Origin of the sequence: Klebsiella sp. BDA134-6 (assembly GCF_015601345.1) — a bacterium.
Classification (GTDB): domain Bacteria; phylum Pseudomonadota; class Gammaproteobacteria; order Enterobacterales; family Enterobacteriaceae; genus Klebsiella; species Klebsiella grimontii.
Genome location: NZ_CP064784.1, coordinates 2,518,530 through 2,542,791, shown reverse-complemented (window position 1 = coordinate 2,542,791; position 24,262 = coordinate 2,518,530). Strand labels below are relative to the sequence as shown.

General features: G+C 55.8%; 22 protein-coding genes. 13 read left to right on the top strand and 9 right to left on the bottom strand.

Features of this window, described 5'->3' with window-relative positions:
• The first annotated feature begins 136 nt into the window (after nt 1-136).
• The 12 genes from sapA (at nt 137) to osmB (ending at nt 12,003) form a co-directional block, all read left to right on the top strand.
• Complete coding sequence (gene sapA / locus IYV58_RS11680; RefSeq protein WP_004121213.1) at nt 137-1,780, top strand: ABC transporter substrate-binding protein SapA; 1,644 nt, start codon at nt 137-139, stop codon at nt 1,778-1,780.
• Nucleotides 1,777-2,742: a putrescine export ABC transporter permease SapB gene (gene sapB / locus IYV58_RS11675; protein WP_004121215.1), complete on the top strand. Its 966-nt coding sequence runs from the start codon at nt 1,777-1,779 to the stop codon at nt 2,740-2,742. The genes sapA and sapB overlap by 4 nt, the downstream gene beginning before the upstream one ends.
• Entirely contained in the window at nt 2,729-3,619 is an 891-nt protein-coding gene (gene sapC, locus IYV58_RS11670) for a putrescine export ABC transporter permease SapC (RefSeq protein ID WP_004121217.1), read from the top strand. Before sapB ends, sapC begins: the two co-directional genes overlap by 14 nt.
• Nucleotides 3,619-4,611 (top strand): putrescine export ABC transporter ATP-binding protein SapD, encoded by a 993-nt coding sequence (gene sapD, locus IYV58_RS11665; protein WP_004121219.1) that lies wholly within the window; start codon nt 3,619-3,621, stop codon nt 4,609-4,611. The genes sapC and sapD overlap by 1 nt, the downstream gene beginning before the upstream one ends.
• Before the next feature lies 1 nt (nt 4,612).
• The gene (gene sapF, locus IYV58_RS11660; RefSeq protein WP_004121221.1) at nt 4,613-5,422 is read left to right on the top strand and encodes a putrescine export ABC transporter ATP-binding protein SapF; all 810 of its coding nucleotides are present in this window, start codon (nt 4,613-4,615) and stop codon (nt 5,420-5,422) included.
• 18 nt (nt 5,423-5,440) lie between these two features.
• Entirely contained in the window at nt 5,441-5,983 is a 543-nt protein-coding gene (locus IYV58_RS11655) for a HutD/Ves family protein (RefSeq protein WP_195729618.1), read from the top strand.
• Between the two features lie 210 nt (nt 5,984-6,193).
• The gene (gene fabI, locus IYV58_RS11650) at nt 6,194-6,982 is read left to right on the top strand and encodes an enoyl-ACP reductase FabI (protein ID WP_004121225.1); all 789 of its coding nucleotides are present in this window, start codon (nt 6,194-6,196) and stop codon (nt 6,980-6,982) included.
• A gap of 182 nt (nt 6,983-7,164) precedes the next feature.
• A complete protein-coding gene (locus IYV58_RS11645; protein WP_049112425.1) occupies nt 7,165-8,322 on the top strand; it encodes a CMD domain-containing protein in 1,158 nt (385 codons plus the stop codon).
• Nucleotides 8,323-8,403: 81 nt separating this feature from the next.
• A complete protein-coding gene (locus IYV58_RS11640; protein ID WP_049112423.1) occupies nt 8,404-10,338 on the top strand; it encodes an exoribonuclease II in 1,935 nt (644 codons plus the stop codon).
• A gap of 177 nt (nt 10,339-10,515) precedes the next feature.
• A complete protein-coding gene (locus tag IYV58_RS11635; RefSeq protein WP_004121231.1) occupies nt 10,516-10,698 on the top strand; it encodes a YciZ family protein in 183 nt (60 codons plus the stop codon).
• A gap of 72 nt (nt 10,699-10,770) precedes the next feature.
• The gene (locus IYV58_RS11630; RefSeq protein ID WP_004121233.1) at nt 10,771-11,520 is read left to right on the top strand and encodes a DNA-binding transcriptional regulator YciT; all 750 of its coding nucleotides are present in this window, start codon (nt 10,771-10,773) and stop codon (nt 11,518-11,520) included.
• 264 nt (nt 11,521-11,784) lie between these two features.
• A complete protein-coding gene (osmB, locus tag IYV58_RS11625) occupies nt 11,785-12,003 on the top strand; it encodes an osmotically-inducible lipoprotein OsmB (protein WP_004139496.1) in 219 nt (72 codons plus the stop codon).
• A 97-nt stretch (nt 12,004-12,100) separates the two neighbouring features.
• Here osmB and yciH read toward each other — a convergent pair whose 3' ends face one another.
• The 5 genes from yciH to pgpB form a co-directional block, all read right to left on the bottom strand.
• Nucleotides 12,101-12,427, bottom strand: coding sequence for a stress response translation initiation inhibitor YciH (gene yciH / locus IYV58_RS11620; RefSeq protein WP_004121238.1), 327 nt, complete (start codon nt 12,425-12,427; stop codon nt 12,101-12,103).
• Nucleotides 12,427-13,164, bottom strand: a complete 738-nt coding sequence (pyrF, locus tag IYV58_RS11615; protein ID WP_087829251.1) for an orotidine-5'-phosphate decarboxylase — start codon at nt 13,162-13,164, stop codon at nt 12,427-12,429. The genes yciH and pyrF overlap by 1 nt, the downstream gene beginning before the upstream one ends.
• Before the next feature lie 190 nt (nt 13,165-13,354).
• Entirely contained in the window at nt 13,355-14,524 is a 1,170-nt protein-coding gene (gene lapB / locus IYV58_RS11610) for a lipopolysaccharide assembly protein LapB (RefSeq protein ID WP_004121242.1), read from the bottom strand.
• 6 nt (nt 14,525-14,530) lie between these two features.
• Nucleotides 14,531-14,839, bottom strand: a complete 309-nt coding sequence (locus IYV58_RS11605; protein ID WP_014229014.1) for a LapA family protein — start codon at nt 14,837-14,839, stop codon at nt 14,531-14,533.
• A 135-nt stretch (nt 14,840-14,974) separates the two neighbouring features.
• Nucleotides 14,975-15,742 (bottom strand): phosphatidylglycerophosphatase B, encoded by a 768-nt coding sequence (gene pgpB, locus IYV58_RS11600; RefSeq protein ID WP_087829252.1) that lies wholly within the window; start codon nt 15,740-15,742, stop codon nt 14,975-14,977.
• Between the two features lie 161 nt (nt 15,743-15,903).
• Between pgpB and ribA the strand changes: the two genes are divergently transcribed.
• Nucleotides 15,904-16,494, top strand: coding sequence for a GTP cyclohydrolase II (gene ribA, locus IYV58_RS11595; protein ID WP_004121245.1), 591 nt, complete (start codon nt 15,904-15,906; stop codon nt 16,492-16,494).
• A gap of 57 nt (nt 16,495-16,551) precedes the next feature.
• On the opposite strand, the gene acnA is transcribed toward ribA, so the two are convergent.
• The 4 genes from acnA to topA all read right to left on the bottom strand — a co-directional run bounded on the left by acnA (nt 16,552) and on the right by topA (nt 23,936).
• The gene (acnA, locus tag IYV58_RS11590; protein ID WP_195729617.1) at nt 16,552-19,224 is read right to left on the bottom strand and encodes an aconitate hydratase AcnA; all 2,673 of its coding nucleotides are present in this window, start codon (nt 19,222-19,224) and stop codon (nt 16,552-16,554) included.
• A gap of 395 nt (nt 19,225-19,619) precedes the next feature.
• The gene (locus IYV58_RS11585) at nt 19,620-19,787 is read right to left on the bottom strand and encodes a YmiA family putative membrane protein (RefSeq protein ID WP_004121247.1); all 168 of its coding nucleotides are present in this window, start codon (nt 19,785-19,787) and stop codon (nt 19,620-19,622) included.
• 245 nt (nt 19,788-20,032) lie between these two features.
• Entirely contained in the window at nt 20,033-21,007 is a 975-nt protein-coding gene (cysB, locus tag IYV58_RS11580; protein WP_004121248.1) for an HTH-type transcriptional regulator CysB, read from the bottom strand.
• 331 nt (nt 21,008-21,338) lie between these two features.
• The gene (gene topA / locus IYV58_RS11575) at nt 21,339-23,936 is read right to left on the bottom strand and encodes a type I DNA topoisomerase (protein WP_049112416.1); all 2,598 of its coding nucleotides are present in this window, start codon (nt 23,934-23,936) and stop codon (nt 21,339-21,341) included.
• Between the last annotated feature and the right edge of the window lie 326 nt (nt 23,937-24,262).

The window sequence follows — 24,262 nt, the reverse complement described above, 5'->3', positions numbered from 1 at the left end:
GCGGTATGAATTTGAATCCGTTGGTCAAATAGCCGACGCAACCATCGCTTATATTATCTTCAGAGGCAATAAGGTGGTGGTAAATGTTATTTAATATTAATAAGATAGAGCCTTGCTCTATAATCAAAAAGAAATTATGCGCCTGAAATTGTCTTCTCTCCTGGCAGCGGCATCTATGCTGTGCGGGCAAGCTTTCGCCGCGCCCGCGCTGCCTGCGCACGCCGACATTCGCGATAGCGGCTTTGTGTATTGCGTCAGCGGTCAGGTCAACACCTTTAACCCACAAAAGGTCAGCAGCGGCCTGATCGTCGATACCCTGGCCGCCCAGCTCTACGACCGCCTGCTTGATGTCGATCCTTATACCTATCGTCTGGTCCCCGAACTGGCTGAAAGCTGGGAGGTGCTGGACAACGGCGCAACCTACCGCTTCCATCTGCGCAGCAACGTGCCTTTCCAGACCACTGCCTGGTTCAAACCGACCCGCAATTTTAATGCCGATGACGTGATTTTCACCTTTGGTCGTATTTTTAATCGCGACCACCCGTGGCACAACGTCAACGGCAGCAGCTTCCCCTATTTCGATAGCCTACAGTTTGCCGACAGCGTGGAAAGCGTGCGTAAACTGGATAGTCATACCGTCGAGTTTCGCCTCAAACGCCCGGACGCCTCATTCCTCTGGCACCTGGCCACCCACTACGCTTCGGTAATGTCGGCAGAATATGCCGCGAAGCTGGCGCAGAGCGATCGTCAGGAAATGATCGATCGGCAACCGGTTGGCACCGGTCCGTTCCAGTTGGAGGAGTATCGCAGCGGTCAGTACATTCGCCTGCAGCGCCATCCGGCCTACTGGCGCGGTAAACCGCTGATGCCGCAAGTGGTGGTCGATCTTGGCTCCGGCGGCACCGGTCGCTTGTCGAAACTGCTGACCGGCGAGTGCGACGTACTGGCCTGGCCCGCCGCAAGCCAGCTCTCTATTCTGCGCGACGACCCGCGCCTGCGCCTGACCCTGCGTCCGGGAATGAATATCGCCTGGCTGGCGTTTAATACCGCTAAGCCGCCGCTCGATAATCCGGAGGTACGCCACGCGCTGGCGTTGGCCATCAACAACCAGCGCCTGATGCAGTCGATCTACTACGGCACGGCGGAAACCGCGGCGTCCATGCTGCCTCGCGCTTCATGGGCCTACGATAACGAGGCCAGGATCACCGAATATAACCCTACTGAAGCCCGCGCCCGGCTGAAAGCCCTGGGGCTGGAAAAGCTAACGCTTAAGCTGTGGGTACCCACCAGCTCGCAGGCCTGGAACCCCAGCCCGCTGAAAACCGCCGAGCTTATTCAGGCAGATATGGCGCAGATTGGCGTGAAGGTGATTATTGTCCCGGTCGAAGGCCGGTTCCAGGAGGCCAGATTAATGGATATGAGTCATGACCTGACGCTGTCCGGCTGGGCAACGGACAGTAACGATCCGGACAGTTTTTTCCGTCCGCTTTTGAGCTGCGCGGCGATTGCCTCGCAAACCAACTATGCTCACTGGTGTCATCGCGAATTCGACGAGGTGCTGCAAAAAGCGCTCACTTCGCAGCAGCTGGCATCGCGCATCGAGGCCTATAAAGAGGCGCAGCGCATTCTTGCCGATGAACTACCGGTGCTGCCGCTGGCCTCCTCCCTGCGTTTACAGGCCTACCGTTACGATATGAAAGGCCTGGTGCTGAGCCCGTTTGGCAACGCCTCTTTTGCGGGCGTCTCGCGGGAAAAAGAAGACAAGGTGAAAAAACCATGATTATTTTTACCCTGCGTCGCCTGCTGCTGCTGCTGATTACCCTCTTCCTGCTGACCTTTGTCGGTTTTAGCCTGAGCTACTTTACGCCCCATGCGCCGCTGCAGGGTGCCTCGCTGTGGAACGCCTGGCTCTTCTGGTTTGAGGGGGTGCTGCACTGGGATTTCGGCGTTTCCAGCATCAACGGGCAGCTGATTTCCGAGCAGCTTAAAGAGGTCTTTCCCGCCACCATGGAGCTCTGTATCCTCGCCTTCGGCTTTGCGCTGGTGATCGGGATCCCCGTCGGTATGCTGGCGGGGATCATGCGGAATAAGTGGCCAGATACCCTGATCAGCGCCCTGGCGCTGCTGGGCTTTTCAATTCCCGTCTTCTGGCTGGCGCTGCTGCTGACCCTGTTCTTCTCCCTCACCCTGGGCTGGTTTCCGGTTTCCGGGCGTTTCGACCTGCTCTATGAAGTTAAATCGGTCACCGGCTTTGCGCTGATCGACGCGTGGCTCTCTGATTCGCCATGGCGTCACGAAATGATCGTCAGCGCGGCGCGCCACATGGTGCTGCCGGTACTGACCCTGGCGGTGGCGCCGACGACAGAAGTGATCCGTCTGATGCGCATCAGCACCAGCGAAGTGTACGACACCAACTATGTCAAAGCCGCCGCCACCCGGGGCGTATCGCGGCGGACAATTTTACACCGCCACGTCCTGCACAACGCCCTGCCGCCGGTGATCCCGCGCCTGGGGCTGCAGTTCTCCACCATGCTAACGCTGGCGATGATTACCGAAATGGTCTTTAGCTGGCCGGGGCTCGGCCGCTGGCTTATAAACGCCATTCGCCAACAGGACTACGCCGCGATCTCGGCGGGCGTGATGGTCATCGGCGCGCTGGTGATTATTGTGAACGTGATATCCGATATTTTGGGTGCGATGGCAAACCCACTGAAACATAAGGAATGGTATGCCCTACGATAGCGTCTATCTGGAGAAGCGCCCGCCGGGTGCGCTGCGCACCGTATGGCGAAAATTCTACGGTGATACAACCGCGATGATTGGCCTGTACGGCTGCGCGGCGCTGATTCTGTTGTGCGTTTTCGGCGGCTGGTTCGCCCCTTACGGCATCGACCAACAGTTCCTCGGCTATCAGCTGCTGCCGCCGTCATGGTCGCGGTACGGCGAAGTGTCGTTCTTTCTCGGTACTGACGATCTCGGTCGCGACGTCCTGAGCCGCCTGCTGAGCGGCGCGGCGCCAACGGTCGGCGGCGCATTTGTAGTGACGCTCGGCGCCGCCCTCCTGGGGCTGGTGCTCGGCGTGATTGCCGGGTCCACTCACGGCCTGCGGTCGGCGGTGATGAACCATATTCTTGACACGCTGCTGTCGATCCCATCCCTGCTGCTGGCCATTATCGTGGTCGCCTTCGCCGGGCCGCACCTTAGCCACGCGATGTTCGCCGTCTGGCTGGCGCTTTTGCCGCGGATGGTGCGTTCGGTTTACAGCATGGTGCATGACGAGCTGGAAAAAGAGTACGTTATCGCCGCCCGCCTTGACGGTGCCTCGACGCTGAATATTTTATGGTTCGCGGTACTGCCGAACATTACCTCTGGTCTGGTCACGGAGATCACCCGCGCGCTGTCGATGGCGATCCTCGATATCGCCGCGCTGGGCTTCCTCGACCTCGGCGCTCAGCTACCTTCCCCGGAGTGGGGAGCGATGCTCGGCGACGCGCTGGAGCTGATTTACGTTGCGCCGTGGACGGTGATGCTGCCGGGCGCGGCCATTATGATTAGCGTCCTGCTGGTTAACCTGCTGGGCGACGGGATCCGCCGCGCAATTATCGCCGGGGTGGAATAATGCCGTTACTCGATATCCGTAATTTAACCATTGAGTTCAAGACCAGCGAAGGCTGGGTAAAAGCCGTCGATCGCGTCAGCCTGACCCTCGCTGAGGGGGAAATTCGTGGCCTGGTCGGAGAGTCAGGCTCGGGTAAAAGCTTAATTGCCAAAGCAATTTGCGGCGTCACCAAAGACAACTGGCGGGTGACCGCCGACCGTATGCGTTTCGACGATATCGATCTGCTGCGTCTCTCAGTACGCGAGCGGCGTAAACTGGTGGGCCACAACGTCTCGATGATTTTCCAGGAGCCGCAATCCTGTCTCGACCCTTCCGAACGGATCGGCCAGCAGCTGACGCAGAATATCCCCGGCTGGACCTTTAAAGGACGCTGGTGGCAGCGCCTGGGCTGGCGCAAGCGGCGCGCCATCGAGCTCCTGCACCGCGTGGGGATTAAAGACCATAAAGATGCGATGCGCAGCTTTCCCTATGAGCTGACGGACGGAGAGTGCCAGAAGGTCATGATCGCCATCGCGCTGGCTAACCAACCGCGGCTGCTGATCGCCGACGAGCCGACCAACGCCATGGAGCCCACGACGCAGGCGCAAATTATCCGCCTGCTGACGCGGTTAAACCAAAACAACAACACCACCATTTTGCTGATCAGTCACGATATGCAGATGCTCAGTAAATGGGCGGACAAAATCAACGTGATGTACTGCGGACAGACGGTGGAAACCGCGCCGAGCGAAGAGCTGGTGACGATTCCTCATCACCCTTACACGCAGGCGCTGATTCGGGCGATTCCCGATTTCGGTAGCGCCATGCCGCACAAGAGTCGGCTCAATACCTTGCCGGGGGCGATCCCACTGCTCGAACAGCTGCCCATCGGCTGCCGGCTCGGGCCGCGCTGCCCTTATGCCCAGCGCGAATGTATCGAAACGCCCCGGCTGGTGGGCGCACGTAACCACCTCTATGCCTGTCATTTCCCGCTGAACATGGAGAAAGAGTGAAATGGTCGAAACATTGCTTGAAGTGCGCAATCTGAGTAAGACCTTTCGCTACCGCACCGGCTGGTTCCATCGGCAAACGGTGGAAGCGGTCAAGCCGCTAAGCTTTACCCTGCGCGAGCGCCAGACTCTGGCAATTATCGGCGAGAACGGATCCGGCAAATCGACGCTGGCGAAAATGCTCGCTGGAATGGTTGAACCCAGCACCGGCGAATTGCTGATTGACGATCGCCCGCTGACGTTTGGCGATTACTCTTTCCGCAGCCAGAAGATTCGCATGATCTTTCAGGATCCGTCGACCTCGCTCAATCCCCGGCAGCGTATTTCGCAAATCCTCGATTTTCCGCTGCGCCTGAATACCGACCTCGAACCCGAAGCGCGGCAGAAGCAGATTATCGAAACGTTGCGAATGGTCGGCCTGCTGCCGGACCACGTCAGCTACTACCCGCATATGCTGGCGCCGGGACAGAAACAACGTCTGGGCCTGGCGCGCGCGCTGATCCTGCGTCCGAAGGTCATCGTCTGCGATGAAGCGCTGGCGTCGCTGGATATGTCAATGCGCTCGCAGCTGATTAACCTGATGCTGGAGCTGCAGGAAAAACAGGGTATCTCCTATATTTACGTGACTCAGCATCTGGGCATGATGAAGCACATCAGCGATCAGGTGCTGGTGATGCATCAAGGAGAAGTGGTCGAACGCGGCAGCACCGCCGACGTTCTGGCGTCTCCGCTGCACGAGCTAACAAAACGCCTGATTGCCGGTCATTTCGGCGAAGCGCTTACTGCCGATGCCTGGCGTAAAGACGGTAAATAATCCGAGGCGTAAATTGCGATGATTGTTCCGGTTCAATTTTCTACCCTCCCCGTGACGCCGTGGAAAAATGGCGGCGGGGAAACGCGCGAAATCGTCAGCGTCGCTTCGCCGTACGCGCCGTTTCTCTGGCGCGCCAGCATCGCCACGCTGGAAAATGACGGTCCGTTCTCCCTTTTTCCCGGCGTTGACCGGGTCATCACCCTGCTTGAGGGACAGCCGCTGTGGCTACGAGGCGATGATATCGCCCAGCGCCTTGAGCTCTGGCAGCCGTGGGCATTTGCCGGCGAGTGGCCCCTCGCCAGCGAAGGTATCTCCGGACGCGGCCTGGACTTCAATATTATGACCCAGCGCTCGCGCGCCGCAGCGCGCGTGAACGTCGTCGCGGAAGGACAGCGGCCCGGCGCGGAGGGCATCGCATGGATTCTCCAGGGTAGCTGGCAGTTGGCTGACGCGGTTTATCAGGCCGGCTCCGGGATCTGGTGGCAGAACCAATCGCCCGGCGAGCTGTTACCGCGGTCTGCGGACGCCCGACTTTTACTGGCGGAAATCGTTCGCCGCTAGCGCCATATCGCCACAATTTCAGATGGTATACTCTTGTATACACGGTAGCCAAAGCGCGATATGACGTGGCGGATGGCAGAAAAATATCGTGACACAAGGGGTCGTCAGTGGGATATAATTCCCGGCTAAATTTGAGTTATTTTGAAATGACAACGCTAACTAAATGATTGTTAAAGTAAAAATACGCAATAACGATAAGGATTAAAAGCTATGGGTTTTCTTTCCGGTAAGCGCATTCTGTTGACTGGCCTTGCCAGCAAACTGTCCATCGCCTACGGCATCGCGCAAGCCATGCACCGTGAAGGGGCTGAACTGGCGTTCACCTATCAGAACGAAAAACTGAAAGGTCGTGTGGAAGAATTTGCCGCCGCGCTGGGCTCTAATATCGTCCTGCCGTGCGATGTCGCGGAAGATGAGAGCATCGAATCTCTGTTCACCGAGCTGGCAAAAGTGTGGCCGAAGTTTGACGGTTTCGTCCACTCTATCGGCTTTGCGCCGGCAGACCAGCTGGACGGCGACTACGTTAACGCGGTAACTCGTGAAGGTTTCAAAATCGCTCACGATATCAGCGCCTACAGCTTTGTGGCGATGGCGAAAGCCTGCCGCGGGATGCTGAACCCGGGTTCCGCCCTGCTGACGCTCTCCTACCTGGGCGCAGAGCGCGCCATTCCGAACTACAACGTGATGGGCCTGGCAAAAGCCTCTCTTGAAGCTAACGTGCGCTACATGGCGAACGCCATGGGCCCGGAAGGCGTTCGCGTTAACGCCATCTCTGCCGGTCCGATCCGTACCCTGGCGGCTTCCGGTATTAAAGATTTCCGTAAGATGCTGGCGCACTGCGAAGCGGTCACCCCGATCCGTCGCACCGTCACCACTGAAGACGTGGGCAACAGCGCAGCATTCCTGTGCTCCGACCTGTCTGCCGGTATCTCCGGCGAAGTCGTTCACGTTGACGGCGGCTTCAGCATCGCGGCGATGAACGAGCTGGAACTGAAATAAGTTCTTCACCCTCCTCGCATCCGTGAGGAGGGTTCTTTCCCCTATACTTTCCTGCTGTTATTCCAATCCGCTATTTGTTAGCACGTATCAATATTTTCTCCCGCTCCAGGGTTAAGCCAGGATAGTTCCGCATAGCATGACCGCGAAACGGCGGTTTGCCACATACCGAACAAGGAACGCCCATGGAGCAACGCCGCGTTTACGGCAAAAACCACTGGTATCATGAGACCCAGTCAACAATCTGCCCGGTGGATGTATTGCCGCTCGTCCCAGAAGCTGCCCACGTTGAAGATCGTTTCCTACTCGATCTGACGCTCCCCGAAGAGCTGCTCAAGGCGCATGCGCGCTGGCTTACGCCGGCCCGGCGACTGGCAGATGCCCTCTTCCCCACGACAGTGACGGTTAATCGCCTGCAGACGTTTAGCGCCTATGATCGGCTGAGTACGGCGCTGACCGTTGCCCAGGTTTATGGCGTACAACGCCTGTGCAATCACTACGCCGCCCGGCTGGCGCCGCTTCCCGGCCCGGACTCCTCGCGCGAGAGCAATCGTCGTCTGGCGCAGATTACCCAGTACGCACGCCAGCTCGCGAGCTCTCCTTCGCTGATTAACTCGCTCTCCCGCAGCCAGCTGGACGAAGTCGGGCTGACCAGTCGCGATATTATCCTCATCAACCAGATCATTGGTTTTATCAGCTTCCAGGCCCGCGCTATCGCCGTATTCCATGCCGCGCTGGGCTACCCGGTGCGCTGGATCCCCGGCATGCCGCAGCAAGAAGATGCTCCGGAAGCGCTTTTTGACGCGAGGGAGAGTGATTGGCAGCCAGGTCTTGACGATTCCGACTTACGCTATGCCGACGATGAGCGCCAGTCGCTTTTAGCGAACTGGCAAAAACATCCGGGCCTGTTCGAACTGGCTCCGCTGCTGGCGGCCCAGGAGCCTCCACTGGCGCTTCAGGAACAGCTTCTGACCCATCTCAGCGGCCAACAGCCGTTCGCTGCGCAGGTGGCGCTGATAGCCGCGCGGATTAATGGCAGCGTCAGCTGCTTTAACGCCTGGGCTTCGCGATGTCCAGATTTAGCCGTTCTTACGGACGCTTTGCGCGGTAATGAATCCGGCGTCCAGGCATGGGGAGACACCCCGTCAATTGAGCGCCAGCTTTTGCAATCCGTACAGCTTTTGACCCGCGCGCCCGACCGTTTCAGCGCCGCCCAGCTAACTCCCCTCACTGAATACGGGCTTTCCCGCAGCGCGGCTATCGATCTGCTCGCCTGGTGCGGGCTGTGCGGTTGGATGAATCGGCTGAAAATCGCCCTCGGGAATGTAGGTCAGGAGACGTAAATTGCTGAAACAGCGCTTGCTGCGGCAGGCATATTCGCGTAAAAATGTCAGCCGCTCTTTTAGCCACGAAAATACGAAATTATGTTTCAGGACAACCCGCTGCTAGCGCAGCTTAAACAGCAACTGCATTCCCAGACTCCGCGCGTTGAAGGGGTCGTTAAGGGGACGGAAAAAGGGTTTGGCTTCCTCGAAGTCGACTCGCAGAAAAGCTATTTCATTCCGCCGCCGCAAATGAAAAAAGTGATGCATGGCGATCGTATTATCGCCGTGGTCAATACTGAAAAAGAACGCGAAAGCGCTGAACCGGAAGAACTGGTTGAGCCGTTCCTGACGCGTTTTGTCGGCAAAGTTCATAAAAAAGACGATCGTCTTTCTATCGTTCCTGACCATCCGCTGCTGAAAGATGCCATTCCCTGCCGCGCCGCGCGCGGCGTAGAGCATGATTTTAAAGAGGGTGACTGGGCCGTTGCCGAAATGCGCCGTCATCCGCTGAAAGGCGACCGCGGTTTCTACGCTGAGCTCACCCAGTACATTACCTTTGGCGATGATCATTTCGTTCCGTGGTGGGTCACCCTGGCGCGTCATAATCTGGAAAAAGAAGCGCCGGACGGCGTGGCGACCGAGATGCTTGATGAAGGTCTGGAACGCCGTGATTTAACGGCCCTGGCTTTCGTGACCATCGATAGCGCCAGCACCGAAGATATGGATGATGCGCTGTACGTCGAGCAGAACGCTGACGGTAAACTGCACCTGACCGTCGCTATCGCCGATCCAACCGCCTGGATTGCCGAAGGCAGCAAGCTGGACAACACGGCGAAAATTCGCGCCTTTACCAACTATCTGCCGGGCTTCAACATTCCGATGTTGCCACGCGAGCTCTCTGACGACCTCTGCTCCCTGCGCCCCAACGCGGTTCGTCCGGTGCTGGCCTGCCGCATGATCCTCGCTGATGACGGAACCATCGAAGACGATATTGAGTTCTTCGCGGCGACCATCGAGTCGAAAGCGAAGCTGGCCTACGATGATGTTTCCAACTGGCTGGAAAACAGCGGTAGCTGGCAGCCGGACAGCGAGATTATCGCCCGGCAAATTAAACTGCTGCAGGAGGCCTGCCTGCGTCGTAGCGAATGGCGTAAAAACCACGCGCTGGTGTTCAAAGACCGCCCGGATTATCGCTTTGTGTTGGGCGACAAAGGCGAAGTGCTGAATATCGTTGCCGAACCTCGCCGCATCGCCAACCGTATCGTTGAAGAGTCAATGATCGCCGCCAACATCTGCGCCGCCCGCGTCCTGCGCGATAAGCTCGGTTTCGGCGTTTATAACGTGCATACCGGATTCGATCCGGCCAACACCGAGCAGCTCGCGGCCTTACTGAAGACACACGACGTACACGTTGACCCGGTGGAAGTGCTGACGCTTGAGGGCTTCTGCAAGCTGCGTCGCGAGTTGGACGCGCAGCCGTCCGGTTTCCTCGACAGCCGTATTCGCCGCTTCCAGTCGTTTGCGGAAATCAGCACCGAGCCGGGCCCGCACTTCGGGCTGGGTCTTGAAGCCTATGCGACCTGGACCTCCCCGATCCGTAAGTACGGCGATATGATTAACCATCGTCTGCTGAAAGCGATTATCAAAGGGGAAGCGATCTCCCGTCCGCAGGATGATGTTGCGATCCAAATGGCTGAACGCCGTCGCCTCAACCGCATGGCGGAGCGCGATGTCGGAGACTGGCTGTACGCCCGCTATCTGAATCCGCAGGCCGGTACCACTACCCGCTTTGCTGCTGAGATTATCGATGTCAGCCGCGGCGGCATGCGCGTGCGTCTGGTTGATAACGGCGCGGTTGCCTTTATCCCGGCGCCGTTCCTTCACGCCGTGCGCGATGAGCTGGTGTGCAGCCAGGAAAACGGCACCGTGCAGATTAAAGGCGAAGTCGTCTACAAAGTCACGGATGTGATTGATGTGACAATTGCCGAAGTCCGTATGGAAACCCGTAGCGTGATTGCGCGTCCTGCCGCCTGATAACTGCCCTGTGCGGCTCCCTTAAACGGAGCCGCATTTTTATCCCTTCCAGCTGTTTTTCCGCGCGTTGCCCACGAATCATCGTAGATGGGTTAGTTTGTGCGTTTTTTTCGCTTCTCTTTTTCATCCGTTTTTAGCATCATTGATTTTATTCACATTTGTAACCAGGATAACGCCATGTCAGATCTGAATGCCCGTCTGCTCGCCCAACGAATCGATACCGTGCTGGATATTCTGGTTGCCGGGGATTATCACTCCGCGATTCATAATCTGGAAATCCTCAAAGCTGAGCTGCAGGCGCTTTCCAGCGACGAGCAGGAAAATAAACCCGGTCAGCCTAAAGCGCCGTGGGAAATTTGATAATCTACATCACCGCAATCGGCCACCCAGGGCCGATCGCTCGCCCAAATAGCCCTTAACTGCGAAGTTGCTATGAACGCCCGACAACAAAGTATTTTGCAAATGGTCATCGACAAAGGCCGTATTAGCGTGGCCGATCTCGCGAAGATGACCGGTGTCTCTGAAGTCACCATTCGCCAGGATTTGAATTCACTCGAGAAGCAGAGCTACCTGCGTCGTACTCACGGCTTCGCCGTTCCGCTGGATAGCGAAGATGTGGAAACCCGCATGATGACCAACTTCGCCATTAAGCGAGAGCTGGCTGCGCGGGCCGCAACGCGCGTTTCTGCCGGAGAGACGGTGTTTATCGAGAACGGGAGCTGCAACGCCCTGCTCGCCCGCACGCTGGCCGAGCGCGGCGATATCACCATCATCACCGTCAGCAGCTATATTGCGCATCTGCTGAAAGAGACGCCTGGAGAAGTGATCCTGCTGGGCGGGATCTATCAAAAGCGCAGCGAAAGTATGGTTGGCCCACTGACCCGCCAGTTTATTCAGCAAGTCCACTTCAGCAAGGCCTTTATCGGCATTGACGGCTGGCAGGCTGAAACCGGATTTACCGGACGGGATATGATGCGTGCCGACGTGGTTAACGCGGTGCTGGAAAAGGGCTGTGAGGCGATTGTGCTGAGCGATAGCTCTAAATTCAACGTGGTTCACCCCTATCCCCTTGGGCCGATAGAACGGTTTAACCGTATTATCACCGACGATAATCTCAATGATGCCGTGCACAGCCAGTTAATCGAATGCGGTTTAGCCGTCGATATCGTCAACCATCCCTGATCCTGTCCTTACTTTGCCGGGGCTGCCCGGCATCGCTATCGTCTGAGACTTTTCTGACACCTGAATTCAGACTTTTTACCTGCCTGAAAAATTTATAGAAAGTAGAATTAATGTTAGCGATATAACAGGGAGTAACTATCACCTGCGTGATTAGAGTAACACCTGCGCAACTAAAGCTTCATGGAATAACCCCTGAGCAAGAGTAACAAGCTATGCTTAAGGGAAGTTGTATCCGTGAATAGATTATTCAGGAGAAAAAAAATGATGACTTCAATGAACAAAAAAATGGCCGCGGTAGTTCTGGCCGTCACTGTTGCAATGTCTCTGAGCGCTTGTTCTAACTGGTCTAAACGCGATCGCAACACCGCAATCGGCGCAGGCGCCGGTGCATTGGGTGGTGCGGTATTAACTGACGGTAGCACCCTGGGTACCCTGGGCGGCGCGGCAGTCGGCGGTATTATCGGCCACCAGGTGGGTAAATAATATTAACCACGAACAATAATATGAAAATTTATATTAGCTGACGAGTACACCAGCACAAAAATGAAGGCCACGATATTTATCGTGGCCTTATTATTGATTAACCGCCTGCCAGCTTAACTTTCATGCCTTTGGCTTCGAGAAGCAATTTGAGCAAGTCACGCTTATCGCCCTGAATCTCAATCACGCCATCCTTAACCGCTCCGCCGCAGCCGCATTTCTTTTTCAGCTCGGCAGCGAGTTTCGTCAGCGCGTCGTCACTTTCATCAATACCGCTAATCAGGCACACGCCCTTACCCTTACGCCCGCTGGTCTGCCGCTGAATACGTACGATACCGTCCCCTTTCGGGCGCGCTTGTGCCGGTTTGGGTTCATCAATACGGCCGCGGTCCGTTGAATACACCAGACGGCTGTTGGAATCGCTCATCATACCCCCTTGTTCAACGATGCGTTAATGCCGCGCAGGGTGGCGGCAGGATCGGCAGACTGCGTTACCGGACGACCAATCACCATGTAATCTACGCCCGCCGCCTGTGCCTGTTCCGGCGTCATAATGCGCCGCTGGTCACCCGCATCGCTACCTTGCGGACGAATGCCCGGCGTCACCAGCCTGAACGCCTGGCCCAGCTCTTGCTTAAAGCGAACCGCTTCCTGCGCCGAGCAGACTACACCATCCAACCCGCAGCGCTGGGTCAGCGCCGCCAGCTTCGCGGCGTAGTCAGCCGGAGAAAGCGTAATGCCCAGATCCTGCAGATCGCTGGCTTCCATGCTGGTTAATACCGTGACCGCAATCAGCAGCGGCGCCTCTTTTCCGAATGGTTGCAGGGCTTCACGTGCAGCGGTCATCATACGCGCGCCGCCGGAGGCATGAACGTTGACCATCCAGACGCCCAGCTCTGCCGCAGCGGCGACAGCACGCGCCGTGGTATTCGGGATATCGTGGAACTTCAGATCGAGGAAAACCTCAAAACCGCGCTGGTGCAGGTCACGAACAAACTGCGGCCCCAGCAGGGTAAACATCTCTTTGCCCACCTTCAGGCGGCAGTCGCGCGGGTCGATACGGTCGACAAATGCCAGCGCTTTATCACGGTTATCATAATCTAGAGCAACGACGATGGGAGAGGATGTGACAACGCGGGAAGAAGATGTAGCAGTAGACGTCATGACCGGACCTTAATTGTTGATGAGCGCCGGTTTGGCGCAAAAAAGGTAAACGGGCAGCATTCTACCTGCGATAAGCCGAAAATAACAGGCTGCATTTCGCTTCCTGCCGGACGACGGGGGCGCCGAAGCCGGAGGATATGACGTAAAAAACCTTTAAGTATGTTGTAACTAAAGTGCGTTTTTTTTTAATTTATTGCCCGTCCAGTCCGCGAATAGGCTTAATCGATGACCACGACCGGCAGGACGGACAGTGCCAGTACAGCGTATGGGCGGTAAAACCACATTTCTGGCAGCGGTAGCGCGGTTTGCTGCGGACCTGCTCGCCCACCATATGGCGCAGAACGCCCAGGCTCTCCTTCGCGCGCCCCTCTTCGGCTTCATTGATATGGTAGTCGATGAGCTTATGGAACACGCGCATCGTTGGATGTCGCTCCAGCTGGCGAGTCACGTAGTTTTGCGCGGACTCGGCACCTTCCCGCTGTTCAAGGATCTGCGCCAGCATCAGGTCGGCTGTCGCGCCGGTGTTTTCCTCTGCGCAGCGGCGTAAAAAGGCTTCCCATTCGTCGGTTTTACCCAACTGCTGGTAACAGGTTTGCAGCATTTCCAGGGTTTCGCCCACCAGCTCTTTATCCTGCTCAATCACTCGCTCAAGGCTCTCTACGGCTTTCGCATAGTCGCCCTTTTCCATCCAGACTCGGCCCATCATGATGGAAACGCGAGCGCTATTGCGGTCCGCGGCGGCGCCCTTCCTCAGCAGCGCCATCGCTTTGTCGAGATCGTTGCCCGCCATTTGCTGTAGCGCCAGTTCACACCAGAAATTGGCGATTTCACCGCGATGTTTATCTTTCCCCAGCTTAACCAGACGTTCGGCCACTTCTATCGCCGACTGCCAGTCGCTGGTCGCCTGATAAATCTGCAGCAGCTGCTGTAGCGCGCTCAGGCGAAAATCCGTCTCGTCCACCAGTTGTTTAAACATCCCCTCAGCCCGGTCATAAAGCCCGGCGGCCATATAATCTCGCCCCAACTGCTGCACGGCCAGCAGGCGCTGATCGTAGGTTAACGAGGCGCTTTCCATTAAGCTCTGATGGATGCGAATCGCGCGGTCAACCTCACCGCGCGAGCGGAACAGATTGCCCAGCGTAAGGTGGGCTTCGACGGTGCCGGTATCCTCTTTCAGCATATCGAGGAACAGATCGACGGCTTTATCCTGCTGATTGCTCAGCAGGAAGTTAACCCCTGTAACGTAGTCACGCGACAGACGGCTCGCATCGTCCTGTTTGGACTGTTGTGCACTTCTGCGCCCCATATACCAGCCATAGGCTGCGGCCACGGGCAAAAGCAGAAACAACAACTCCAGCATAAATGATTATTCCTTCACCGCAGGAACGCCAGCTTCGGCAGGCGTTGCGCTGGCTGGCGCGATCTGGTGCTCCAGACGTTTAATTTTACGCTCGGCGCGCGCCAGAGAGACGCGAACGCGCAACCAGAAAAGGCCGCAGATCAGCCAGCCGATAGCAAAACCAGCGGCAAAAAGCACGGCAAGCAGCGTCGAAATACGGAACTCACCCTGCGCGAGGAGATAGTTGAACGTGACCACCTGGTCATTCTGCGCGCCCAGCGTCACTGAAATGACGAAGATAGCTAACACCAATAAGAAAATAAGAAAATATTTCACATGACTTCCCGTTCTGTGGGTTGCGCGAAAAGATCCCGCGTTCAGCCCTATAAAGTATCATTTTCGCCGCAGCGGTGAAATGGAAATGCATGACACCCGTTAAGGATATGCGGCCTGATACGGCTAATATCAACATTATTCCGGCGCGGCCGCCCTTTTTTTAATATCCTGCGCCTCTTCTCCCGGCGGCGATAGCGGCCCGCAGAACCGCTGGGCAAGCCAGGTCGCCAGGGTCACCAGCAGCCAGGAAATCAGCGTCGCGACGATCAGGTCCTGCGGCCAATGCATGCCCAGCGCCAGGCGGCTTCCCATTACCGCCGTCGCCCACGTCAGCAGCAGCGCAATGGTGACCCAGCGACGACGCGGCCACAGTAAGCCCACGCCGAGCAATGCCCAGCTAGCGGCAAACATCGTATGGCCAGAAGGGAAAGCGAAGCCGGTTTCTTTTTGCCAGTGCTTACGCAAAAATTTAGGAATCTGCTGCTCTTGCGCCAGCTGTTCATGCACCAGTTTAGCGCGATCTTTGCGTTTCAACGCGTAGAATTGCGTGACTGGCACCTGCCGCGTCTGTTCCAGCCAGATGACAAAGGGACGAGGCTCCTGTACGCGGTCTTTGAGCCACGACTTCATCCCCTGCCCAACAAGTATCGCTGCGCCCAGAATAAGAAACAGCACTATCGCCGCTCGCAGACGAAAACGCAGGCACCACAGAAACCAGGCACACAGGATAACGTGCGTGATGATCCCCCAGGGTTGCGTCACCGTTTCAGTTATCCAGTACAGCAGCTTCATCGCCCCTGCCGACAGCCCCGGATGCCATTTCCAGCCGGTAATCCAGATCACAGCAGGCATGATTAATAACAGGGCCGCGCCAACGGCGGTTCGTCTGGCAATCAACAGCATCTCGTCTCCTTTTCATTGACCTCAATATCATAACGGAAAGTAGTTCGTTTGTGCGCTTTGCGCGCAGGTGACCGTACGCAATTAGGAGAACGTCGCGCCATTGTGGCAAAATAGCGGCAAACAGAAGCACAGTCAGGTGCTGATAGAATCTGGAGAATCACATGCAGCTTAAACGTGTGGCAGAAGCCAAACTGCCAACCCCATGGGGCGATTTTCTCATGGTGGGTTTTGAAGAACTGGCAACCGGGCAGGATCACGTCGCGCTGGTATTTGGCGATATTTCGGGGCAATCCCCGGTTCTGGCTCGCGTACACTCTGAGTGTTTAACGGGCGACGCCCTTTTTAGCCTGCGCTGTGATTGCGGATTTCAACTGGAAGCGGCGTTGTCGCATATTGCCGAAGAGGGGCGCGGCATTCTGCTCTACCACCGTCAGGAAGGGCGCAATATCGGCCTGCTGAATAAAATCCGCGCCTACGCGTTACAGGATCAAGGCTATGATACCGTGGAAGCCAACCATCAGCTGGGTTTCGCCGCAGATGAACGCGACTTCACGCTGTGCGCAGATATGTTTAAGCTGCTGAACGTCGACCAGGTACGCCTGTTGACCAACAACCCGAAGAAGGTCGAAATTCTGACTGAAGCGGGAATTAACATTGTGGAACGCGTGCCGCTAATCGTGGGACGCAACCCGAAAAATGCCCACTATCTGGATACTAAGGCTGCCAAAATGGGGCACCTGCTGAGTAAGTAATGCTGTAGAAAAATGAAGGGCCAGCCTATGCTGGCCCTTTTTATATCAGACGCGGGTTTAGAGCATATTGCGGATCACATAGTGCAAAATACCGTCGTTCTGATAGTAGGTCAGCTCAGTCGCGGTATCGATACGGCAGCGGCAATCAATCACTTCCTGCCGACCATCCGCGCGGGTCAGCGTGACCGGCACCGTCATACCGGGCTGCAGAGCCTGCAGGTTGCTGATATCTATCCGCTCCTCGCCGCTCAGTCCCAGCGTTTTACGCGTCACCCCCTGCGGGAATTCCAGCGGTAAGATCCCCATGCCAATCAGGTTGGAGCGGTGGATACGCTCGAAAGACTCGGCAATCACCACCCTGACGCCGAGCAAACGCGGTCCTTTAGCCGCCCAGTCGCGGCTGGAGCCGGAACCGTACTCTTTGCCTGCGATCACCGCTAGCGGCGTGCCCTCTGCTTTGTAGAGCATCGCGGCATCGTAAATAGCGATAGGTTGGCTATCCGGAAGATGTCGGGTCATCCCCCCTTCCACGCCGGGGACCATTTCGTTACGAATACGAATATTGGCAAACGTTCCGCGCATCATTACCTCATGGTTGCCGCGACGGGAGCCGTAGGAGTTAAAATCAATGCGTTCGACGCCGTGATTTTGCAGATAACGGCCCGCGGGGCTATCGGCTTTAATACTGCCCGCCGGGGAGATATGATCGGTGGTAACCGAGTCGCCCAACATGGCGAGAATGCGCGCGCCGTGGATATCCTCTACCGGTTTAGGTTCAACGCCCATTTCATCAAAGAATGGCGACAGGCGAATATAGGTGGAATCATCCTGCCAGTCGTAGGTATCAGAGCGATCCACTTTTATCGCCTTCCACTCGGCGGTCCCTTCAAACACTTCGGCGTACTCTTTACGGAACATCTCCGTTGAGACTTGCTCAACCGCCTGCGCGACTTCGATTCCGCTCGGCCAGATATCCTTCAGATACACCGGCTGACCATCTTTACCCGTCCCTAACGGCTCACGGGTCAGGTCGAGATTCATATTCCCCGCCAGAGCGTAGGCGACCACCAGCGGCGGCGAAGCTAGCCAGTTGGTTTTTACCAGCGGATGAATACGTCCTTCAAAGTTGCGGTTCCCGGAGAGCACCGCCCCGACGGTCAGATCGCCCTGCTTGATTGCGCGCTCGATCGGGTCCGGCAGCGGTCCAGAGTTACCGATACAGGTGGTACAGCCATAACCGACCAGATTGAAGCCCAGTTCATCCAGATAGGGCGTCAGCTTTGCGTGGGCCAGATAGTCGGAAACAACCTTCGACCCGGGAGCCAGCGACGCTTTAACCCACGGCTGCGGTTTCAGACCCCGCTCAACGGCTTTTTTGGCCAGCAAGCCGGCGGCCATCAGAACGCTGGGGTTTGACGTGTTAGTACAGGAGGTAATAGCGGCAATCACCACCGCCCCGTCAGGCAGCGAATACTGCTGTCCGTTCAGGGTGTAGTCAATTGGCCATTTATCTTTCTGCGCGTGGTTGACTTCCAGCTCGGTGCTGGCGGCAAAGGCCTGAGGGACATCGCCGAGCGCTACGCGGTCCTGCGGGCGCTTCGGTCCGGCCAGGCTCGCTTCGACGGTTCCCATATCCAACGCCAGGGTGCTGGTGAATACCGGCTCATCTCCGGGCTGACGCCACATGCCCTGCGCTTTCGCATAGGCTTCCACCAGCGCCACCTGCTCTTCGCTGCGCCCGGTAAGGCGCATATAGTCAAGCGTAACGGCATCGATCGGAAAGAAGCCGCAGGTCGCGCCATACTCCGGCGACATATTAGCGATAGTCGCGCGGTCCGCCAGCGGCAGAGAATCGAGGCCATCGCCGTAAAATTCAACAAATTTACCCACAACGCCGTGTTTACGCAGCATTTGGGTGACCGTCAGGACCAGGTCCGTCGCGGTAATACCTTCACGCAGCTTGCCGCTCAGCTTGAAGCCAACAACGTCTGGGATCAGCATGGAAACCGGCTGCCCGAGCATGGCGGCTTCCGCTTCGATACCGCCGACACCCCAGCCCAGAACGCCTAAACCGTTAATCATCGTTGTGTGCGAGTCGGTGCCGACAAGTGTGTCGGGAAAAGCCACCCACTCGCCGTTTTGCTGTTCGCTCCACACTGCCCGGCCAAGGTATTCGAGGTTTACCTGGTGGCAAATACCGGTACCCGGCGGTACTACGCTGAAGCGGCTGAATGCCTGCTGCCCCCAGCGCAAAAAGACGTAGCGCTCATGGTTGCGCTCCATCTCCAGACGGACGTTCTCTTCAAAAGCATCATCGTCGCCAAAGCGGTCGACGGTGACCGAATGGTCAATCACCAGGTCGACGGGCGAAAGCGGGTTCACTTTGGCGGTGTCCCCGCCCAGGCGTTTGACCGCCTCGCGCATCGCCGCCAGGTCCACCACGGCGGGGACCCCGGTAAAGTCCTGCATGAGGACGCGCGCCGGACGGTAGGCAATCTCCCTGTCGGCATGGGCATGCTTCAGCCATCCGGCCAGGGCATGAATATCTTCGGCGGTCACTGAATCACCGTCTTGCCAGCGCAGTAGGTTTTCCAGTAGCACTTTGAGTGATTTGGGCAAGCGCGAGAGATCGCCCAGTTGTTTGGCGGCCAGCGGTAAGCTGTAGTAATGCCAGGTTTTATCTTTAACCTGAAGCGTATCCTTGCTGGCTGCTCGTAGGGTTGACGACATAGCTCCTCCTTTACCTTAGGGATAGCATCCCCTGATCCTCCTCAGGGTCATTATTAAAGATAACACATCTTTGATGTAACATTTTGATAACAACCCAAATTGCTAAAATAGGCGTAACGCATTAAGACAGGAAATTTGAATAATGCGGGCAGATATATTGAGAAGGATTGAAGAAGTCAGGTTTACGTCGGCGACCGTGGCGTATTAGTACATGAGTACAAAGAAAGACTAATCGCCATTATTCTGGCGATTAGTCCAATAGAGAAAATTTATCGAGCGAGTCTAAAAAGGGAAAAATTATATCCTCCTTATTACCGCTATTTTATCAGATAGAAATAATTCTCAATAATTCACTTGTCATAAAACTGACACAACCACTGTGACTGGAAGGTGCTCTAGCTTAGTAACCAAACGTTGCAGACAACCAGAGCAATGACGCTCCAGAACATCGCAAGCCCAAGGATAACGGCGCTCCAGGCCTTACTTCTCAAAACCGGATCTATCTCGGTCTTGTCACGTTCCTGTGACATCGCAAACTTCATATAATCGATATCACTAATCATTTTTTCACCACCAATCGCTAAGAATTACTAACCACAGATAAATCTTAATTATGGATGGACTATTAATCCAGTGAATTCGCTTTTCAGAAGATATCTTTCATCATTAATTTGATCACGGCAGGTATATTTGCAAATGTGGTACGAGGAGTTAACGAAAATTGTGATTCAGACGAGGTTTAGATATTCCATTTCAGGCCATTATAGGTTTTGGCATCCCCGTAAGGATGCCATTATTTTTTCTACGGTTATTTTTCCGGTAATTTAATATCTTTGAACATCGCTTCGATATCTTCATTTGAGCGCAAAGCGACGGCGGTATCGACCACATCCCGGGTCAGATGCGGAGCAAATCGTTGAATAAAATCATACATATAGCTTCGCAAGAAGGTACTGCGTCGGAAACCTATTTTTGTGGTGCTATGGCTGAAGATACCGTTGGCGTCGAGTTTGACCAGATCCGGGTCGGAAACCGGATCCACCGCCATACTGGCAATCACCCCTACCCCAAGACCCAGACGCACGTAGGTTTTAATCACATCGGCGTCGGTGGCGGTGAAAACGATGCGCGGCGTCAAGCCGGCGCGATTAAAGGCGGTATCCAGCTCGGAACGACCGGTGAAGCCGAAGGTGTAAGTCACCAGCGGATACTGCGCCAGCTCCTCAATCGATACTGACTCGCGCGAAGCCAGCGGGTGCTCTGGCGTGACGACCACGGAGCGGTTCCAGTGATAGCACGGCAGCATCACCAAATCATCATAAAGATGAAGCGCTTCGGTCGCGATAGCGAAGTCAGCATTGCCTTTCGACACCGCCTCGGCGATTTGCGTTGGCGACCCCTGATGCATGTGCAAGGAAACGCGGGGATAGCGTTCGATAAAGCCTTTGATAACGCCCGGTAGCGCATAACGGGCCTGAGTGTGGGTGGTTGCAACGTACAGTGAGCCCTTGTCTGGCCAGGTATGCTCACCCGCCACCGACTTGATCGCATCGACCTTCGATAAGACCTCGCGAGCGATGCGTATGATCTCCTGACCTGCGGGAGTGACCTGCGTGAGATGTTTGCCGCTGCGGGCGAAAATCTGAATTCCCAGCTCATCCTCCAGCATGCGAACCTGCTTGCTGATGCCCGGCTGTGAGGTGTACAGGCCTTCGGCAGTCGAGGAGACGTTCAGATTATGGTTAACAACCTCAACGATATAGCGGAGCTGCTGTAGTTTCATGGCTGATATCCGATAGCACGTAAAATAAACCCGCTTAATACATTTTACGCTCAGGTCACTTGCTGTCGGGTGGGTTGCCCCGCCCATACCTGCGACTCGCCGTGTCGGCGCCACAACGTATCCTGAAGACGATGATGTATAAGACGATAAGATAATAAAAAAGAGATTAGCTATAACCACTATATCATTTATATCTACAGTGTATAGATACTAACAAAAAATAATAAGTCGGTTATAAGGCGAGAGAGGATACAGTATAAAATCTTGGATATCAGCAACATGCGGTGTTAAAAAAGGGCCGCGGCGCGGCCCTTTTATCCGGTTAAAGCAGTTACTTCTTCGCTTCAGTCCATTTGCCGTCAATATAGAAAGCTGACCAGCCGGTGGCTTTACCGTCTTTCTCTGACGCAACGTACTGCTGCTTAGTTTTACGGCTAAAACGCACCATCGTTTTGTTGCCTTCCGGATCCTGCTGCGGCGCATCGGCCAGATAGCGCAGCTTTTCTGCCAGGCGGTCGCGGAAGCGGTACAGCTCTTCCACCAGCGGCGCCCGGGTTTCGCGCGATTTCGGGAAGGTGTTCGCGGCCAGGAAAACGCCCGCCGCGCCATCGCGCAGAACAAAGTAGGCGTCCGATTTCTCACACGGCAGCTCCGGCAGCGGCACAGGATCTTCTTTCGGCGGCGCCACTTCTCCGTTACGCAGGATCTTACGGGTGTTTTTACACTCGTCGTTGGTACAGGCCATATACTTACCAAAACGCCCCATCTTCAGGTGCATTTCAGAACCACATTTTTCACACTCAACGATCGGACCGTCATAGCCCTTAATGCGGAACTCGCCCTCTTCAATCTCGTAGCCATCGCAGGTCGGGTTATTACCGCAGACGTGCAGCTTGCGCTTCGGATCGATGAGGTAGCTGTCCATCGCCGTGCCGCATTTTTTACAGCGGCGTTTGGCGCGCAGCGCGTTGGTTTCAGCGTCATCGCCTTCCAGCACGTTAAGCACTTCGTTTTCCGGCACCAGGTTTATGGTGGTTTTGCAGCGCTCTTTTGGCGACAGCGCATAACCCGAACAGCCAAGGAATACGCCGGTGCTGGCGGTACGGATCCCCATCTTGCGCCCGCAGGTTGGGCAGTCGATGGTGGTCAGGACCATGGGGTTCGGCTGCATGCCGCCCTCTTCCGGATCTTTCTCCGCCGTTTGCAGCTGCGAGGTGAAGTCTCCGAAGAAGTTATCGAGAACCTGTTTCCATTCGGCCTGATGGTTGGCCACCTGATCGAGACGGTCCTCCATCTGCGCGGTGAAATCGTAGTTCATCAGATCGCGGAAGTTCTCTTCCAGACGATCGGTGACGATCTCGCCCATTTTTTCCGCATAAAAACGACGGTTTTCTACCCGCACATAGCCGCGGTCCTGAATGGTCGAAATGATCGACGCATAGGTGGACGGACGGCCGATGCCGCGTTTTTCCAGCTCTTTAACCAGCGAGGCTTCGCTAAAACGCGCCGGCGGCTTGGTAAAGTGCTGTGCGGGCGTCAGTTCGACCAGGCTCAGGCTTTCGCCCTTGTTGACCAGCGGTAAAGTACGATCTTCATCGCCTTTACGCAGGGCTGGCATCACTTTGGTCCAGCCGTCAAAGCGCAGCGTACGCCCGCGGGCTTTCAGTTTGAAATCGCCGGCTTTCACCGTCAGGGTGGTGGAGTCGTACTGCGCTGGCGTCATCTGACAGGCGACAAACTGGCGCCAGATCAGCTGATACAGTTTCTGCGCATCAGATTCCATATCTTTTAACGTTTCGGCCAGCACGTTGACGTCGGAAGGACGAATCGCTTCGTGCGCTTCCTGAGAGTTTTCTTTGCTGGCGTACTGATTAGCGCTTTCCGGCAGATATTTCTTACCGAAGTTATCGCCAATATAGCCGCGCACCATATTCAGCGCGTCCTGGCTCAGGTTCGTGGAATCGGTACGCATATAGGTAATATGCCCCGCTTCGTAGAGACGCTGCGCCATCATCATGGTTTTCTTCACGCCGAAGCCAAGACGCGTACTGGCGGCCTGCTGGAGCGTGGAGGTGATAAACGGCGCGCCTGGCTTGCTGCTGGTCGGCTTGTCTTCACGCTCCAGCACGCTGTAGCTGGCTTTCTCAAGCAGCGCAACCGCTGCCATGGTCTCTTCACGGCTCACCGGACGGAACGGCTTATCGCCGCTGTGAGTCACCTGCAGCGGTAACGCATCGCCGCCTGGCGTCGTGGTGCTGGCGTCAACTTCCCAGTACTCTTCCGGAACAAACGCCTTAATCTCACGCTCGCGTTCAACCACCAGACGTACGGCAACCGACTGGACGCGGCCTGCGGACAGACCACGGGCAATTTTTTTCCACAGCAGTGGAGACACCATGTAACCCACCACGCGATCCATAAAACGGCGCGCCTGCTGAGCGTTAACACGGTCAATATTCAGTTCGCCCGGCTTTTCGAAAGCCTGACGGATAGCATTCTTAGTGATCTCATTGAACACTACGCGGCTATAGCGCTGTTCATCACCGCCGATAACTTCCCGCAGGTGCCATGCGATGGCCTCCCCTTCGCGGTCAAGGTCGGTTGCGAGATAGATGTGGTCAGCTTTTTCCGCCAACTGTTTGAGTTCGGAAACAACCTTTTCTTTACCCGGAAGTATTTCGTAGTGCGCATCCCAGTCATGCCATGGGTCCACGCCCATACGGTTGACCAGAGCGCCGCGTTCATCCTTCTTAGGCTTTTTAGCCCCTTTGGTGGAGGTAGAGTCGGCGCTCTTTTTGGAAGCTGAGCCACTGGTCGGCAAATCGCGGATATGACCGACGCTGGACTTAACCACGTAGTCATTACCCAGATACTTATTGATCGTTTTGGCTTTTGCCGGGGACTCAACGATAACGAGAGCTTTACCCATATTCACCTTTACCTAATTTGATTCATCCAGGAATACATCGCACATTGATTCACCATCCACTGGCGACACGTCACAACCTATGTTGCGTCGTTATCGATGGATATCAACCCTTTGCACCGGTTTCACGTCCATAAAACCAGATAGCTGAGTTTGCTGGCTTTTTCTTGCCAGGCGACATAGCACGAATAATTTTTGGCCGAATGTCAAGCAAATCTGTTGCCAGATCGCTGAAAGCGTCACACTGTACCTGATAAAATTCGTTACGCAACTTTATTAGCATGCAAAAGCAAATCCCGCCACTAAACTGATGTTTATTAAGCTCCTGC